This is a genomic window from Streptococcus sp. 1559 (genome assembly GCF_013276735.1).
Lineage (GTDB): Bacteria > Bacillota > Bacilli > Lactobacillales > Streptococcaceae > Streptococcus > Streptococcus pseudopneumoniae.
The window spans coordinates 1-14,821 of sequence record NZ_VMLO01000063.1; the positions used below are offsets into that span (position 1 = coordinate 1).

14 protein-coding genes are annotated in these 14,821 nt (G+C 35.3%); all 14 read right to left on the minus strand.

Annotated features, from left to right (window positions below; all coding sequences use genetic code 11):
• The coding region (locus HT688_RS08150) for a sigma-70 RNA polymerase sigma factor region 4 domain-containing protein (RefSeq protein ID WP_172923695.1) at positions 1-362 on the minus strand (362 nt) is incomplete at its 3' end.
• 119 nt (positions 363-481) lie between these two features.
• On the minus strand, positions 482-2,440 hold the full coding sequence (gene ftsH, locus HT688_RS08155; RefSeq protein ID WP_000744568.1) for an ATP-dependent zinc metalloprotease FtsH: 1,959 nt from the start codon (positions 2,438-2,440) through the stop codon (positions 482-484).
• 15 nt (positions 2,441-2,455) lie between these two features.
• On the minus strand, positions 2,456-2,998 hold the full coding sequence (gene hpt / locus HT688_RS08160; protein WP_000892174.1) for a hypoxanthine phosphoribosyltransferase: 543 nt from the start codon (positions 2,996-2,998) through the stop codon (positions 2,456-2,458).
• 4 nt (positions 2,999-3,002) lie between these two features.
• Complete coding sequence (tilS, locus tag HT688_RS08165) at positions 3,003-4,280, minus strand: tRNA lysidine(34) synthetase TilS (protein WP_001209061.1); 1,278 nt, start codon at positions 4,278-4,280, stop codon at positions 3,003-3,005.
• On the minus strand, positions 4,277-5,545 hold the full coding sequence (locus HT688_RS08170) for a serine hydrolase (protein ID WP_001224762.1): 1,269 nt from the start codon (positions 5,543-5,545) through the stop codon (positions 4,277-4,279). Before HT688_RS08170 ends, tilS begins: the two co-directional genes overlap by 4 nt.
• Complete coding sequence (locus HT688_RS12050; RefSeq protein ID WP_000429334.1) at positions 5,538-5,660, minus strand: SP_0009 family protein; 123 nt, start codon at positions 5,658-5,660, stop codon at positions 5,538-5,540. Before HT688_RS12050 ends, HT688_RS08170 begins: the two co-directional genes overlap by 8 nt.
• Positions 5,661-5,664: 4 nt before the next feature.
• Positions 5,665-6,033 (minus strand): septum formation initiator family protein, encoded by a 369-nt coding sequence (locus HT688_RS08175; protein WP_000041914.1) that lies wholly within the window; start codon positions 6,031-6,033, stop codon positions 5,665-5,667.
• Positions 6,026-6,292 carry an RNA-binding S4 domain-containing protein gene (locus HT688_RS08180; protein WP_050254322.1) on the minus strand — a complete coding sequence of 89 codons (267 nt, stop codon included), beginning with the start codon at positions 6,290-6,292 and terminating at the stop codon, positions 6,026-6,028. The genes HT688_RS08175 and HT688_RS08180 overlap by 8 nt, the downstream gene beginning before the upstream one ends.
• Before the next feature lie 57 nt (positions 6,293-6,349).
• Positions 6,350-9,853, minus strand: coding sequence for a transcription-repair coupling factor (mfd, locus tag HT688_RS08185; protein WP_050254323.1), 3,504 nt, complete (start codon positions 9,851-9,853; stop codon positions 6,350-6,352).
• A complete protein-coding gene (pth, locus tag HT688_RS08190) occupies positions 9,854-10,423 on the minus strand; it encodes an aminoacyl-tRNA hydrolase (RefSeq protein WP_000163938.1) in 570 nt (189 codons plus the stop codon). It lies immediately after the preceding gene.
• Between the two features lie 71 nt (positions 10,424-10,494).
• On the minus strand, positions 10,495-11,610 hold the full coding sequence (gene ychF, locus HT688_RS08195; RefSeq protein WP_001218709.1) for a redox-regulated ATPase YchF: 1,116 nt from the start codon (positions 11,608-11,610) through the stop codon (positions 10,495-10,497).
• A gap of 83 nt (positions 11,611-11,693) precedes the next feature.
• Entirely contained in the window at positions 11,694-11,888 is a 195-nt protein-coding gene (locus HT688_RS08200) for a DUF951 domain-containing protein (protein ID WP_000285186.1), read from the minus strand.
• Between the two features lie 64 nt (positions 11,889-11,952).
• Positions 11,953-13,089 (minus strand): DNA polymerase III subunit beta, encoded by a 1,137-nt coding sequence (gene dnaN / locus HT688_RS08205; protein ID WP_023940601.1) that lies wholly within the window; start codon positions 13,087-13,089, stop codon positions 11,953-11,955.
• A 158-nt stretch (positions 13,090-13,247) separates the two neighbouring features.
• The gene (dnaA, locus tag HT688_RS08210) at positions 13,248-14,609 is read right to left on the minus strand and encodes a chromosomal replication initiator protein DnaA (protein ID WP_023936251.1); all 1,362 of its coding nucleotides are present in this window, start codon (positions 14,607-14,609) and stop codon (positions 13,248-13,250) included.
• Between the last annotated feature and the right edge of the window lie 212 nt (positions 14,610-14,821).

Genomic DNA, 14,821 nt, shown 5'->3' on the forward strand with positions numbered 1-14,821 from the left:
CTTTGTTTGTTTCTATAATCTCTTAGTGTTTCATAAAAGAGATAATAGTCATCTATCCACAGACCTCCCTCACTTATACGATGACTAATCTCACCTACTTCTTCATATGGTTCTTTATTATATCTTCGTTTGTGGCTTTCTTGCTTACGAAGATAATCTAAAATTCGATTCCGGAATTTTGTTTTGAAGTATTTACGTAAACGAGGAATATCTTCTGCCAGCTCTTCTTCTCTACTAATCAATTCATGTAGACATATCATTCCCTCTTGATCCCAATCCGACAATTCCCATAAATGAAGGTAATATTCATTTCTACACTTATACACAGTCCCTTGGACTTCTTCATACAATTCTTTAATCATAATTTTCCCCTTTCTAGATACAGTCTAACAGATTAGAAACACTTTTGGTACATTTCATCCATTCTGCACCCTTTAGCTCCTCAACTGCACAAAAAAGAGAGGTCTTGCCTCTCTTTGGGTTATTTTTCATCATTCATTTTTGACTTTACTTCATCATAAGATAATGCATGAGATTCCTCTTCTACTGCTTCAGGCATCTTTCCTGTTTCATAGAGAGATTTAATTTGTGTACTATCCAATGTTTCGTATTTCAATAGTGCTTCTGCAATCAACTTGTGAGTTTCACGATTTGACTGAATAATTTCAGCAGCTTTATTTCGTGCTTCATTCAATAATAAACGAACCTCTTCGTCAATTTCATAAGCTGTTTGTTCTGAAATTGATTTTTGAGGGCTTTGTGCACCAAACATAGCATGATTTCCTTCATATTGAACTGGACCAAGTTTTTCACTCATACCGTACTCTGTAACCATTGCACGCGCCATTTGTGTCGCCTGTTCAAAGTCGTTTGAAGCTCCTGTAGTTTGGACATTAAAGATAATTTCTTCAGCTACACGTCCACCCATTAAACCAGCCAATTGCTCTTTCATATCTTCTTTAGATAGAAGCATTTGATCTTCCTTAGGAAGTGCAATCATGTAACCCCCTGCACGACCTCTTGGTACAATTGTAACCTTATGAACAACGCGGGCATTCGATAAGACTAGGCCAACAATGGTATGTCCTGCCTCATGGTAGGCAACCAATTCACGTTCTTTTTGTGAAACTGTCTTATCTTTCTTAGAAGGTCCAGCAATCACTCTATCTTCTGCTTCATCAATATCTGAAGCATCAATTATCGATTTATTGCGACGAGCAGCAACCAAGGCTGCTTCATTCAAGACATTCTCTAAATCAGCACCAACAAAGCCTGGAGTTTGTTGAGCCACTAATTTCAAATCAACATCTTCTGCTAAAGGCTTGTTCTTAGCATGAACTTTCAAGATTGCTTCACGACCTTTAACATCAGGGCGACCAACCAATACTTTTCTATCAAAACGTCCTGGACGTAAAAGGGCCGGGTCTAGTACATCTGAACGGTTTGTCGCAGCAATGACGATAATCCCTTCATTTCCCTCAAAACCATCCATCTCAATCAATAGTTGGTTCAAGGTTTGCTCACGTTCATCATTTCCTCCACCGAGGCCGACACCACGTTGGCGACCAACAGCATCAATTTCATCGATAAAGATAATAGCTGGCGCTGCTTTTTTGGCATCTTCAAAAAGAGAACGAACACGACTAGCTCCAACTCCGACAAACATTTCTACAAAATCAGAACCTGAGATACTCAAGAATGGAACACCTGCTTCTCCGGCGACTGCTTTAGCAAGCAAAGTTTTACCTGTTCCCGGAGGTCCCTCCAGAAGGACACCTGCTGGAATACGAGCCCCAAGTTTTGTAAATCGTTTTGGATCTTTTAAGAATTCAACAACTTCAACTAGTTCTTGTTTTTCTTCCTCAGCTCCAGCAACATCTGAAAATCTTACTTTAATATCTTCTTTATTTGCAGCTTTAGCCTTACTACGTCCAAAACTCATTGGATTACGGCCATTTCCTCCTCCCATATTTCCCATCATAGAGAATAGGAAGAAGAATAAAATTCCAAATGGCACAATGGATACGAGTAGATTAATCCACATACCACTTGAACTTTCATGCTTAACAGTTACTTCTGCTTTATGGTCAGTAGCAAGTTTTTGCAATTCTGATACGGTAGTATCTGCAGGAAGAATAGTGCTGGTAAATTTCTCTACCTTAGTAACAGATGGCGTGAAAAACTGAATGCCTGTTTCTTCTCTACTTGTTTTAGGATTTTTATAAACACCCGAAACTTCGATAACACTGCCATTTGGTTGGTAGGTTAATTCTTTTACATTGTCATCGGTAATTTCTTTTACCAATTCTGTATAATTAATTTGCTCACTTTTCCCTGCAACACTACCTGTACTAAAATACTGGTAAGCTGTAACTAGGAAAAAAATAAGTAATAACCATAGAAATGGATTTTTAATTAAACCATTATTTTGTTTTTTCATTAAAAATTATTCTTTCTAATTTGAATACACGTCTTCTTTCAATACTCCAACATAAGGAAGATTACGATAATTTTCTTTGTAGTCTAAACCATAACCTACTACAAACTCATTTGGGATAGTAAAGCAGGTATAGTCTGCCTCAATTTCTACAACACGTCCTTCTGGTTTATCCAACAAGGTTGCAATCTTAACAGAAGCTGCTTCTCTTGCAATAAACATATCTCGCAAATTCTTCAAAGTTTGACCTGTATCAATGATATCTTCTACAAATAGAACATGTCTTCCTTTGATATCTTGAGTCACATCTTGTTTAATATTGATAACACCACTACTTGCTGTTCCACCATGGTAGCTAGAAACCATCATGAAGTCCATTTCAATATGTGTATCAATATGTTTAACCAATTCAGCCATAAAAGGAATAGATCCTTTTAAAATCCCGACTAAGATTGGATTTTTTCCTGCATAGTCTTTAGTGAGTTGAGCACCTAATTTTTTAGCAGCTTCTGTAATTTCATCGTGTGAAACGAGAATTTTTTTAATATCGTTTTCTAACATTTTTTTACCTATCTATTTTTTCTATATAAAGTACAGTGTTCATTATATCATTTTTCGTGTTTTTACTCAAATTACTGGTCGCAATTCCCAAAATTGAGACAATTTCACCAAATTGCTCAATAATCAGAGCAGATTTTCGCTTTTCCATAGGGATTTTCAAATCGATAAATAGACGTCTGAGTTTTTTTCTATGTCCATTTTGAATCAAAACATCTCCTGTTTTTCGATGACGAATGTGTATGGATGTTTCGCGTGAAACAGGTATTTGTTGAATTGATTCACCTTCTAAAGGAATTCCAAAGGAAAATGTGTATCCTTGATAAGATACCTGATTTTGATAGTGTAACACAAGTTCATCTTCCTTTTCATCAGCCTGCGGACTGATTTTACAAATCTGAAACTGTTGGTACTCTTTTATCAATTCATAACCATTTTTAAGCGGATGACGATACTGGCTTTTAGTTTTTAAAATTTGTCTAACTTCTTCAAACTGAGCTTTTGTAAGCTTCAAATCTGGAAAACGATTCAGATAAGTTTGAAGTAAAACTCTTTGTGTCGACTCAGAGTAAGACAATAGCTGATCTAAATTTTCTACATCAATATTGTTAGATAATTCAGCTATAGCTAAGTCATAATCTAAAATTTCATTTCCGATACTTAAGATTGCATCTCTAAATCGAGGATTTTCTTTTTCTAATTCTGGTAAATAAGCGTTTCGAATACGATTGCGAAAATAATGATTTTCCTGATTTGATGTATCTTCAAAGTGAAAAATTGATGGAAAGTCTTTTTTCTGAAAATGCAAGAAGGGACGAATGATTTCTATCTCTCCTACTACTTGCTTCTCCTTAATTCCTGATAGATAGCGCAAACGAGTGCCTCGAATCAAACGCATCAAAATCGTTTCCACCTGGTCATCAGCATGGTGGGCAGTAACTAAAGCTGTCGCACCTGTCTTTTTCATGACCTCTTGAAAAAAATCATAACGAAAATGTCGAGCACGCGCTTCTGAAAATTCTCCTGAAAAATCGCTGATATAAATAGGAAGCTCTGCTTCAGCAGCTAACTTCCTTAATTCCTGTTCTTCCCAATCTGATTCTACTCTCTGCTTATGATTCACATGAGCTAAGATCAATTCAATTTCTAACTCTTTTTGATAAGTAGACAATACCTTAAATAGAAACATAGAATCTAATCCACCAGAAAGAGCTAGCACCACCTTAGTATGCTTTTTAAAATATCCTCTCTTGAGAAAATGATTTAAAAAATCTTGTTCCCTCATTTTAGAACCTCATAAACATCCTTGGCTATCTGAGAAATTGTATCATAATCAGAATTCTTAGTGAAAATAGAAAGAATAAATGGAGAATCTGCGTAGACAACACCCGTATCATGCTTAAATTCGTCCGCATCCCCAATTTTATGAGCGACCTTCACAGAAACACCTTTGGCAATTCGCTGATTATCAAAATCTGTTTTAGTCAAAGACTCTAGCACAAATCCATTTTGATTATAAATGGCTTCCATAATCTTCCCAGCCATCTTGGAAGAAATCAATTTTTCTTTTAGATCCCAATCATCTCCCATAATGGCAGACATCTTGGATTTGAATGTGGCATCAGATTGGTTTGAAATGTAATAACCCAATAGATTATGAGCTACATTATCCGATTCTTTTGATACTTTTGTGATTAAGTCCTTGAGAGAATACTCTTTATTATCCTCTTTTTTAGGAAGACTACCACTTCCTTCTGGTTTATAAGAACCTGGAAAATCATTGACTGCTGATACGTATTTTACAGTCGTATCTAACTGATAAAGACCCTCATTTATTTTTTCTTGCGCATAATAGAGATAAGGGAGTTTCAAAATACTAGCTGCATACATCTTTTCATCTTGATTGATACCAGCTTCTTTTCCATTAGTCAGTTGCTTAACATAAATAGAGAATGAATTCTTCTGATATTTTTCAGATAACATTTCTTGAACTTTACTCATCCGATTATCTTCTTCAGAAGTTGATTCCTTATCTACCCATCCAGCCTGATCAATATGTAGAAATTCTTTTCCTTCTACAAACATGGTCTTATCGATTGATACTTGCGAATAAGCTGATGAGGATGATTTCACTTCTTTTAAATCATAAGGGCTATTATACAGTTTAAAGTCAGATTCTAACCATACTTGTTTTATTGTTGGAGTCACCTCTGACTGATCATATAAAAATCGTTTGTCTGCAGCAATAAATTGATGGTTGGATAGCTTAAATACCGGAATTCCTTGTTTATTTAAACGCCACTCGGTTATTTGAAAACTTGTTTTGGGAGTTAATTTTCCAGATTCCACTACTAAATCTTCATTCGCATAAACAGGAACCTCTCCATAAACCATAGGAGAACTTAATTTTTCTCTAAAATAAATACCAAAGTCAGATTGTGAAAGGTAATAAATTTCTTTCGAAGTATAGACGACTTCTTTTTCTGTGCTAACAACTTTTGAAATGGTCAAAAAACTTGGTAGCAACAAAATAATTAAGAATTTACGCATTCTTCCTTTCCTTTTCTTCTTGTAAACGCAATAATTGATTTTTATCAGCCAATTCTTCCAGCTTTTCATCTGACAAACTCAAAAATTGCTCTATTACGTCTAGTAAATTTTCCATTTTATCACCTTTGAAGCAAGTCAGGAATCGTATAAACTATTTCCCTCGACTTAGAATAATAGTACTTCGCTCGTGTATATTTGGCAGCATAATCCTCATCTTTCAACTTGGTAGCAAATGCTGTCTCCTTATCCTTTTCATCACTCAAAGTTTGATACTGAGTTTGCAATTCTGATAATTGCTGACGTCGTTGGAGTAATTGCTGATAACTCTGCGCTAAATTAAAAGTTGGCAAGATAAATAATAGCATAATCAAAATCAATACCCACCCCATAAAACGATTCCGTTTTTGTCGTTCTTTCATCAGGTAGCGACGACGTTGATATTCATTTTGGATAAAAGAATTATTCAATTGTACGATATTTTTAGACATTTTCTTCTACCCGTGTTTCACTGATAATTTCATACATGCCTGCTGCATCTTCTTTTTTTGTACTATCTTTCATCTCTAGTACTTTGACAAGTAGCAACTTATTGCCAAAGCGAATTTCAACTTGGTCATTAACTTTCAAGTCCGTTGAACTTTTGGCCAAGATTCCATTCACCTTGATTCTACCTTTATTTGCTACTTCCTTTGCGACTGTACGACGCTTGATAATTCGCGATACTTTTAAATATTTATCTAATCTCATCCTTATTACCTCAATTTATTATTGTACCATTTTTATCTATTTTATAGAAGAAAAATATCAAATGGAATTTTCTTTCTTAGACTCTTTTATCTCTAGTAAACTTTCTCCAAAAATCATCAGTCCTTCTAAAATTTCATAATCCTTCTTATTTCGAACATCAAATACAAGCTCCATTGATCCCTTATTCTCAGCGATGCCTGCTTTTAAGTTCGTTGCGGATAAAGCTTTAAAATAATCTTGAGCTAAAAACAGTCGTTGAGTGACTTTTTCAAATTGGATTGTAACTTTATTATCTTTTCTTTCCACACGTTGAACAAAGACCTTGTCCAAGTATGATTTGACCAAACCAATCTCTAAAAGATAGGCTACTACGTCTGGGTACTCTCCAAATCGGTCCATCAACTCTTCTTGTAACTCTTCATAGTTAACACGGTTGTCAATTTGACGAATTTTCTTGTAAATTTCAATCTTATGTCGTTGATCAGAAATATAAGTATCAGGAAGATAGGCATCAATTTGCAAAATCAACTCAGCATTCCCTTTGGTTCTTGTGTTAGCATTACCGTTTCGTTTAGCAATAGCTTCCTCTAATAACTGCGAATACAATTCAAAACCAACAGAATCAATGAAACCAGACTGGGATTTTCCTAGGAGATTCCCTGCTCCACGAATCGAAAGATCTCGCATAGCAATCTTAAATCCGGATCCCAATTCTGTAAATCCTTTAATCGCTTCTAATCTCTTTTCAGAGACTTCACTAATCGATTTTTCTGGACGATACATGAGATAGGCATAAGCAATACGATTACTACGGCCGACTCTTCCTCTTAACTGATACAAGGTTGACAAGCCCATATGGTCTGCATTTTCAATAAACAAAGTATTGGCATTTGGAATGTCCACCCCTGTCTCAATAATGGTAGTCGTCACCAAGATATCGTATTGTCCCTCAATAAAGTCTAGTAGAGTATTTTCCAACTGGATTTCACTCATTTGTCCGTGAACATAACCAATCGAAGCCTCTGGAATCAACTCCTGTAATTCTGAAACCTTCTGGTCAATCGTGTCAACTTTATTGTAAAGATAGTAAACTTGACCTCCACGCTCCATTTCACGCAAAACAGCATCACGAATGACACTATCATTCTTTTCCAAAACATAGGTCTGAACAGGATAACGATTAGTCGGCGGAGTTTCAATAACAGACAAATCTCTGATTCCCAACATAGACATATGGAGGGTACGAGGGATTGGCGTAGCGGTCAAAGTTAGGACATCCACTTGTTTCTTCAACTCTTTCAAGGTTTCCTTGTGCTTGACACCAAATCGTTGTTCTTCATCAATAATCATCAAGCCCAAATCAGAAAACACAACATCTTTTGACAGAACACGATGTGTTCCAATTAAAATATCGACTTGACCGTTTTTCAATTTTTCAAGTGTTTCAGTCTGCTCTTTTTTACTTCTAAAGCGACTCAACACATCAATATTAACTGCAAAATTTTGGAATCGTTCCTTAAAATTCGTATAGTGCTGTTGCGCTAAAACCGTCGTCGGAACTAGAACGACAACCTGTTTGTGATCATTGACAGCCTTAAAGGCTGCACGCATTGCAACTTCAGTCTTTCCAAAACCAACATCCCCAACCAATAGCCTATCCATTGGCTGAGAATCTTGCATATCCCTCTTGATTTCCTCAATACTACGAAGTTGATCATCCGTTTCAACATAAGGAAATGCATCATCAAAAGCATGTTGATCTTCATCATCAGCTGAAAAAGCAAAACCCTTCAACTGACTACGCTCAGAATAGAGTTTGATTAAATCGTCTGCTATATCCTCTACCTGGTTCTTAACTTTTTGCTTTGCTTTTTTAAAATGACCGTCATTTAATTTATTGAGTTTTGGAGCTTTCCCATCACTTGAAACATATTTAGACAGTAGATGAATCTGTTCTACTGGGATAGAGATTTGATCCCCGTTTTGGTATTGAACACTAACATAATCACGGTGAATCCCCTTGATTTCAATTGTTTCAATTCCTAGATATTGACCAATCCCATGAATATGGTGAACAACGTAATCTCCTTTTTCAAGTTCATTGTAATCTTTTAATCTCTCTGCGTTTGAAACATGCTGTCTTCGAAAACGACGTTTCAATTTCTTTTGAAAAATCTCATGTTCAGTTATCAATAAAATCTTTTCATCTACAAAATGAAAACCATGTCTTAGGTTACTCTCAATTAAGTTTACAGATTGTTGATAGATTCTTGACTTATCTCTGGAATCCAATTTAATCTGATATTCCTCTAACATATCCTCCAATGTTTTACTTCCCATTGAATTGCTAGATTGCAGGATAATAGTGTAATCCATTTTTTTGTATCGTTCAATTTCTTCTTTTAAAAAAGAAAATTGATTGAAAAACTCCTGCATAGGATATTGATTAAATTGATAAATTTGGTCAAACTTGAGATTTCCTAGTCCCTTTTGAAGATTAGAGAAAAAAGTCACCGGACTTTGTTTTTTATAGATTTGTTCAATATCAGCAAAATACTGCATATCAGAAAATGCTTTACTATTCTGTAATTCTTCTGTAAAGTACTGCGCTAATTCTCTTTCAAAGACTTCATACTGATTCATCAATTTTTGATAATCATCAAAGAATATTGGTATGTTTTTTTCAATATAATCAAATACAGTCCATGTCTTATCATAGCATAAAGATAAAAATTTCCGTGAATCAGAATGCATTTGTTTTTGGTGAAAACTTGAAAGAATTTCTTCTAAGTATGATTTTAAAATAGGTGATAACGTTTTTGAAATCTGTTTTTCTAAAGCTGACTGACCTCGTTGATAATCCTTTTCTCTCAAAATTATGTCGCTAGCTGGAAATATGGTGAGTTCTGTCTTATTTTCTTTCGATAATTGTGTTTCTACTTCAAATGACCTGATACCATCAATTTCATCACCAAAAAACTCAATTCGGCAAGGTTCTAACTGGGATATTTCAAAAATATCTAAAATATCTCCTCGAAGACTAAATTCGCCTTGAGTTTGTACTTGTGTAACTTTTCGATAGCCAATTTCCTTCAACTGATGGATAATCGCGTGTTGATCATATTCTTCACCGATTGAGATTTTTACAATACTATCTTTGAATACATTTGGAGACGGTAAAATCAATCGACTTGCTGCGATATTACAAACTAAAATCCCTTTCTTAGATGAATCAGTCAAAAAACGCAAGGCTTCAACCCGTGAAATGATTTTTTCTTGTGAAGACATCAAAAATTCTACCATAGGGGAGTCATCTACCAAAAATGGATAGACAAATTCCTCACCCAAGATAGATAGAAGATCACTAACAAGTCCTTCTGCTTCTCCATAAGTTGACGTCAATAACACAATCTTATCTTCCTGTCTCAAACTACTAGCTATTGCTAAAGCTTTTGTAGAAGTTGACAAACCTAACATTAATTGTCTTTTCTTATCTGTCAGATTTTGATGCCATTTTTTTATCTGATCATTTTCTGAGAATAAATCTAATAAGGTCACCATTTATCCGTTATACCTCTGCATCGTTTTTTCAAAGTTTTTCTCTTGTAAATAGTAGTTTACAGAGTCGTCAACTTTGTCAATAGACTGTAAAATACCGATATAATCATCCTTGTCAAAGGTACTCAAAACATGGTTAACAACTGACATGCCATTTTTAGGTCTTCCGATTCCAATCTTAACACGATTAAAGGTTTGGGTTCCAATATGTTGAATAATAGACTTGATACCATTATGACCACCTGCTGAACCTTTTGCTCTTAAACGAATCTTTCCAACTTCCATGTCAAGATCATCGTAAATGATGAGTAAATCTTCAATATCCAAACCATAATAAGTCAATAAAGCATGAACCGCTTTTCCACTTTCATTCATAAATGTCGTTGGTTTGACAAGATAAATTTTTTCTCCATTTAGGAAAAAGGATGCTAGGTCAGCTTGAAATATCTTATCATGTGTAAAAGTGACATTTTGTTTTTTCGCTAGTTGGTCAATCAACATAAATCCAACATTGTGTTTTGTTTCAAAATATTTATCTCCTGGATTTCCCAAGCCTACAAGTAATTTGGTCATTTATTTTTCCTTTCAAAAGCCAAAAGGGTTGGAATTTTTTTCCAACCTAATTGACACCATTTATTAATTTTTTAGACATTAAAGCGGAATTCCATGATATCGCCATCTTGAACGATATATTCTTTTCCTTCTTCACGCAAGCGTCCAGCTTCTTTTACGGCCTTTTCAGATCCGTATTTCACTAAATCCTCATATGACATGGTTACTGCACGAATAAATCCTTTTTCAAAGTCTGAGTGGATAATCCCAGCTGCTTGAGGAGCCTTCATACTACGTTTGAAAGTCCAAGCGCGAACTTCTTTTTCACCAGCTGTGAAGTAAGTTCCCAATCCAAGCAAGTGGTAAGCTGCACGCGTCAACTTATCTACACCTGATTCTGTCAAACCAATGGCTTCAAGAAACTCTTTTTTATCTTCATCGTCCAATTCAGAAATTTCTTCCTCAGCACGCGCAGAAATGACGACTACTTCAGCATTTTCTGTCGCTGCAAATTCACGAATTTGTTTGACATAGTCGATAGAGTCAGGTTCTGAAACCACATCCTCGTCAACATTAGCAACATAGAGCACTGGTTTAGTCGTCAAAAGGAAAAGACCTTTTACAACCTTTTGTTCCTCATCTGTAAATTCAATAGTTCGAGCTGATTTCCCATCTTCAAGGACTGGTTTAATCTTTTGAAGAACATTAAACTCAGCTACTGATTCTTTATCTTTTTGCGTACGTGCCATCTTTTCTACACGCGCATATCGTTTGTTCACCGATTCTAAGTCAGCAAGAATCAATTCTAGGTTAATGGTGTCAATATCGGCAAGTGGATCTACAAAGGCGTCTTCACGTCCTTGCTCGCGCATCACATTTTCATCATCAAAAGCACGAACTACGTGAACAATCGCATCTACTTCACGAATATTGGCCAAGAATTTATTCCCTAGCCCTTCTCCTTTTGAAGCTCCTTTTACAATCCCTGCAATATCTGTAAATTCAAATGTTGTTGGCACTGTCTTTTTAGGAGTAATCATTTCAGTTAGTTTTTGTAGGCGTTCATCTGGAACTTCAACCATTCCAACGTTTGGATCAATCGTCGCAAATGGGTAGTTTGCTGCCTCTGCTCCTGCTTTTGTAATTGCATTAAATAGTGTTGATTTACCAACGTTTGGCAAACCAACGATACCTGCTGTCAAAGCCATATTTCTCATTCTCCGTTTTCATTTCAATCCCTAATATTATAACACAAAAAGGGAAAACTTGCTAACCCTCTAACTAAGGGGGTTCAGTCAATAATTTTATTCATTTTTCGATCAAAATCATAGCGCCCCATCATGACAACATGGTCACAATTACTGCATTTGATTTTGATATCTGCTCCTACACGTGTAATTTCCCAACGATTGGCCTTTTTACCTGTTGACTTGATGGTGCAAGCATGTGGTTTTTTCATTTCAACAAAATTTCCAACTTGATACATACTATTCTCCTTTTCTTTTTCGATTATATCATAAAAGAGGCGAGCTAAGCTCAACCTCTTTCACTTAATTTGTACGAACTGGTGTAATGAGCTGCATGAAGTCTTCGTCAGTATCTGCTGGCACAAGAGTAAATGGACGAACAGCTGAGATAAAGCTAATGGTAACCTTTTCGCTATTTAAAGCTTTAAGAGAATCAATTAAGTAAGTTGGGTTGAAACTAATGGTCAAATCTTCACCAGTAACCTGATCAGTATCGATTTCTTCGTTTACTTTACCAACTTCTGGAGAGTGAACATGGGCGCTAACAATACCACCTTTAATTTCAAGTTTCACAGTACCATTTTGAGTCGCACTTGATAAAAGACGAGCACGCTCCATTGACTGGCGTAAGTTTACCACATCAAAAGTAATAGTAGTGTTAAAGTCTGTTGGAATCAAGCGATCTGTATCAGGATAGTTTCCTTCTAGGAGACGAGTATAGAAGCTAATATTTTCGCTTCTAAAGAGGATTTGGTTATTGGCAAAGAAAATCTCTACAGTTTCGATATCATCTGTAAATACCACTGAAAATTCGCGTAGAGAACGGCTAGGAATCACGACATCAAAATCATCACTATTTTTCTCAAGCATTAATTTTTTCTGGCTTAGACGATGAGAGTCTGTTGCCACTGTTTTTAGCTCCTTATGCTGACTCAATACAAAATGAACACCTGTTAAAATTGGACGACTTTCTTGTGTACTTGCAGCAAAAGCTGTTTCATTGATAATTTTCTTGAGCAATTTTGTTTCAAGAACCAAAGGAGTGCTTGCTGAAATTTCTTGGATTCGTGGATACTGTTCACTATCTTTTCCTTTTAAGGTAATTTCTGATTTGCCGCTGGTTAAAACAATTTGATTTTGTTCAATTTCTTTAAAATCAAGAGTTACATCAGGTAGGCTAGATACCACATTGATAAAGAAAGAAGCTTCAAGAAGGATCGAACCTAAAGAAGTAATTAATAGACCAGCATCTTCATTTTTTTGAGAAATAAAATTTTCAATTGAAATTTGACCATTTGAACCAATTAAAGTAACACCTTCATTGGTCACGTCAATTTTGACAGTTGATAAAATAGGAATGGCATTTTTAGAACTAATAGCTCTTTTAGTTGTATTTAAGGCTTGTAGAAATAAATTTTTATTAATTGAAAAATGAATCATGGATTCTCCTTTATTTATTTTTAGTATTAGAAGGATAATAGTAATAATAGAGTCTGTGAAATCTGTGGAAAACAGACTTTAAACAAGTCATATCAAGTTTTTTGGCTTGTTTAAAAAATGTGGATAAAAAAGATAATAAAGTAAAAGTTATCCACAACTTATTTGATTTTCTTTTTGATTGATTCAATTTCTAAGCGTAAATTATCGTCTTCATCAATCAAAGATTTAATTTTAGCATGGGCATGAATAACTGTTGTATGATCTTTTCCACCAAATTCCTTCCCAATTTTTGGAAGACTATTATCTGTTAGTTCTCTAGATAAATACATGGCTACTTGACGGGCTAACACAATGTTTTGAAGGCGTCTGCTTCCCTTCATTTCTTTGACACTAACTCCATAGAAGTTACCAACTTCATTTTGGATTTTGTCAATTGGGATGACGAGCATTTGGCTAACATCTTGTTTTCGAGCTCTAATAGCTTCTGCAGCAATATCAATAGTGATATCCTTGATATTTTTTACTCTGGCAATTAAAGTGATGTCGTTTATGGCTCCCTCAAGATCTCGAACATTTGAATCAAATTGCCCAGCTAGGTATTCTAGAGTATCACTTTGGAAATTGTAGCCTAAATGTTCCGTTTTACTTTGTAAAATGGCAATGCGTGTTTCAAAGTCAGGGGGTGTGATAGTTTGTGTCAATCCCCAACTAAAGCGCGTGACAAGCCTCTCCTCGAGCCCTTCTAAATGTTTTGGACTACGATCACTGGTTAGGACAATCTGTTTTTGCTTGTCATGAAGGGCGTTAAAGGTATTGAAAAATTCTTCCTGAGTTGCGACTTTTTTTCCGCTGAGTGACTGGATATCATCGATTAACAAAAGATCAAGACTACGATAGGTTTTTTTAAATTTTTCCATTTCCCCAAGTCTTAGGTGATCAAGAAAGTCATTAATAAAGCTTTCAGCAGGTATGTATTTGACACGTGCATTTGGAATATTTTTTAGAATTTCATTTCCAATAGCGTTTAATAAGTGAGTCTTACCAAGGCCTGGTCCTCCATAGATAAAAAGAGGGTTATAGGTCAGAGCCAAATCTTCAGAGACAGCTAAAGCGGCTGATACAGCCCAAACATTTCCATCCCCTTGAATAAAGTTATCAAAGGTATACTTTTCTTTTAATCCCGTATCTGAATAAGGAATAGATACTAACTTTGGACTATAGTCATAAAGAGTTAAATTTGTAGCTTCTTCAACTTGTGAGCTAGTCGTATCTTGAGGTTTGGTGAAAATATAGTGGGGAGTTATTTCAGCGTCATAAATTTCAAAACCAGCTACTACAATAATATCTTTTAGTTGTTTTTCCCAGACCATTTCCATTTCAGAGCGAGGTAGAAATATAGTGGCAACATTTTCCTCTACCTTGATGAGTTCAGCTTGAATAGCATAGAAATCATACATGGATCGAGTCAGTCTTTCTTGTGCAAATTCTAATATACGATTCCAAAATTGTTTTTCTTTCAATCTTTTCTCCTCCTTTACTATTTAAAAGTTTAATACTAGAGATATTTTACCATAGATAGCAAGAATTTTCCACAAGCTGTGAAAAATAATCCACAATGTTACCAAACTTTATCCACAGGTTGGGGATAAAAGAAGAAATTATTGATTTATTAAGCTTTTTATCGAAAAACATAGTGGATAACCTTGTGAGATAAAAAAGTCATAACCACCCG

Coding starts and splice junctions, on each gene's coding strand:
- tilS (WP_001209061.1), bottom strand. CDS start 4,280: ATGAGGGAACAAGATTTTTTAAATCATTTTCTCAAGAGAGGATATTTT.
- ychF (WP_001218709.1), bottom strand. CDS start 11,610: ATGGCTTTGACAGCAGGTATCGTTGGTTTGCCAAACGTTGGTAAATCA.
- HT688_RS08180 (WP_050254322.1), bottom strand. CDS start 6,292: ATGAGATTAGATAAATATTTAAAAGTATCGCGAATTATCAAGCGTCGT.
- dnaN (WP_023940601.1), bottom strand. CDS start 13,089: ATGATTCATTTTTCAATTAATAAAAATTTATTTCTACAAGCCTTAAAT.
- HT688_RS08200 (WP_000285186.1), bottom strand. CDS start 11,888: ATGTATCAAGTTGGAAATTTTGTTGAAATGAAAAAACCACATGCTTGC.
- mfd (WP_050254323.1), bottom strand. CDS start 9,853: ATGGTGACCTTATTAGATTTATTCTCAGAAAATGATCAGATAAAAAAA.
- hpt (WP_000892174.1), bottom strand. CDS start 2,998: ATGTTAGAAAACGATATTAAAAAAATTCTCGTTTCACACGATGAAATT.
- pth (WP_000163938.1), bottom strand. CDS start 10,423: ATGACCAAATTACTTGTAGGCTTGGGAAATCCAGGAGATAAATATTTT.
- HT688_RS08170 (WP_001224762.1), bottom strand. CDS start 5,545: ATGCGTAAATTCTTAATTATTTTGTTGCTACCAAGTTTTTTGACCATT.
- HT688_RS08175 (WP_000041914.1), bottom strand. CDS start 6,033: ATGTCTAAAAATATCGTACAATTGAATAATTCTTTTATCCAAAATGAA.
- HT688_RS12050 (WP_000429334.1), bottom strand. CDS start 5,660: ATGGAAAATTTACTAGACGTAATAGAGCAATTTTTGAGTTTGTCAGAT.
- ftsH (WP_000744568.1), bottom strand. CDS start 2,440: ATGAAAAAACAAAATAATGGTTTAATTAAAAATCCATTTCTATGGTTA.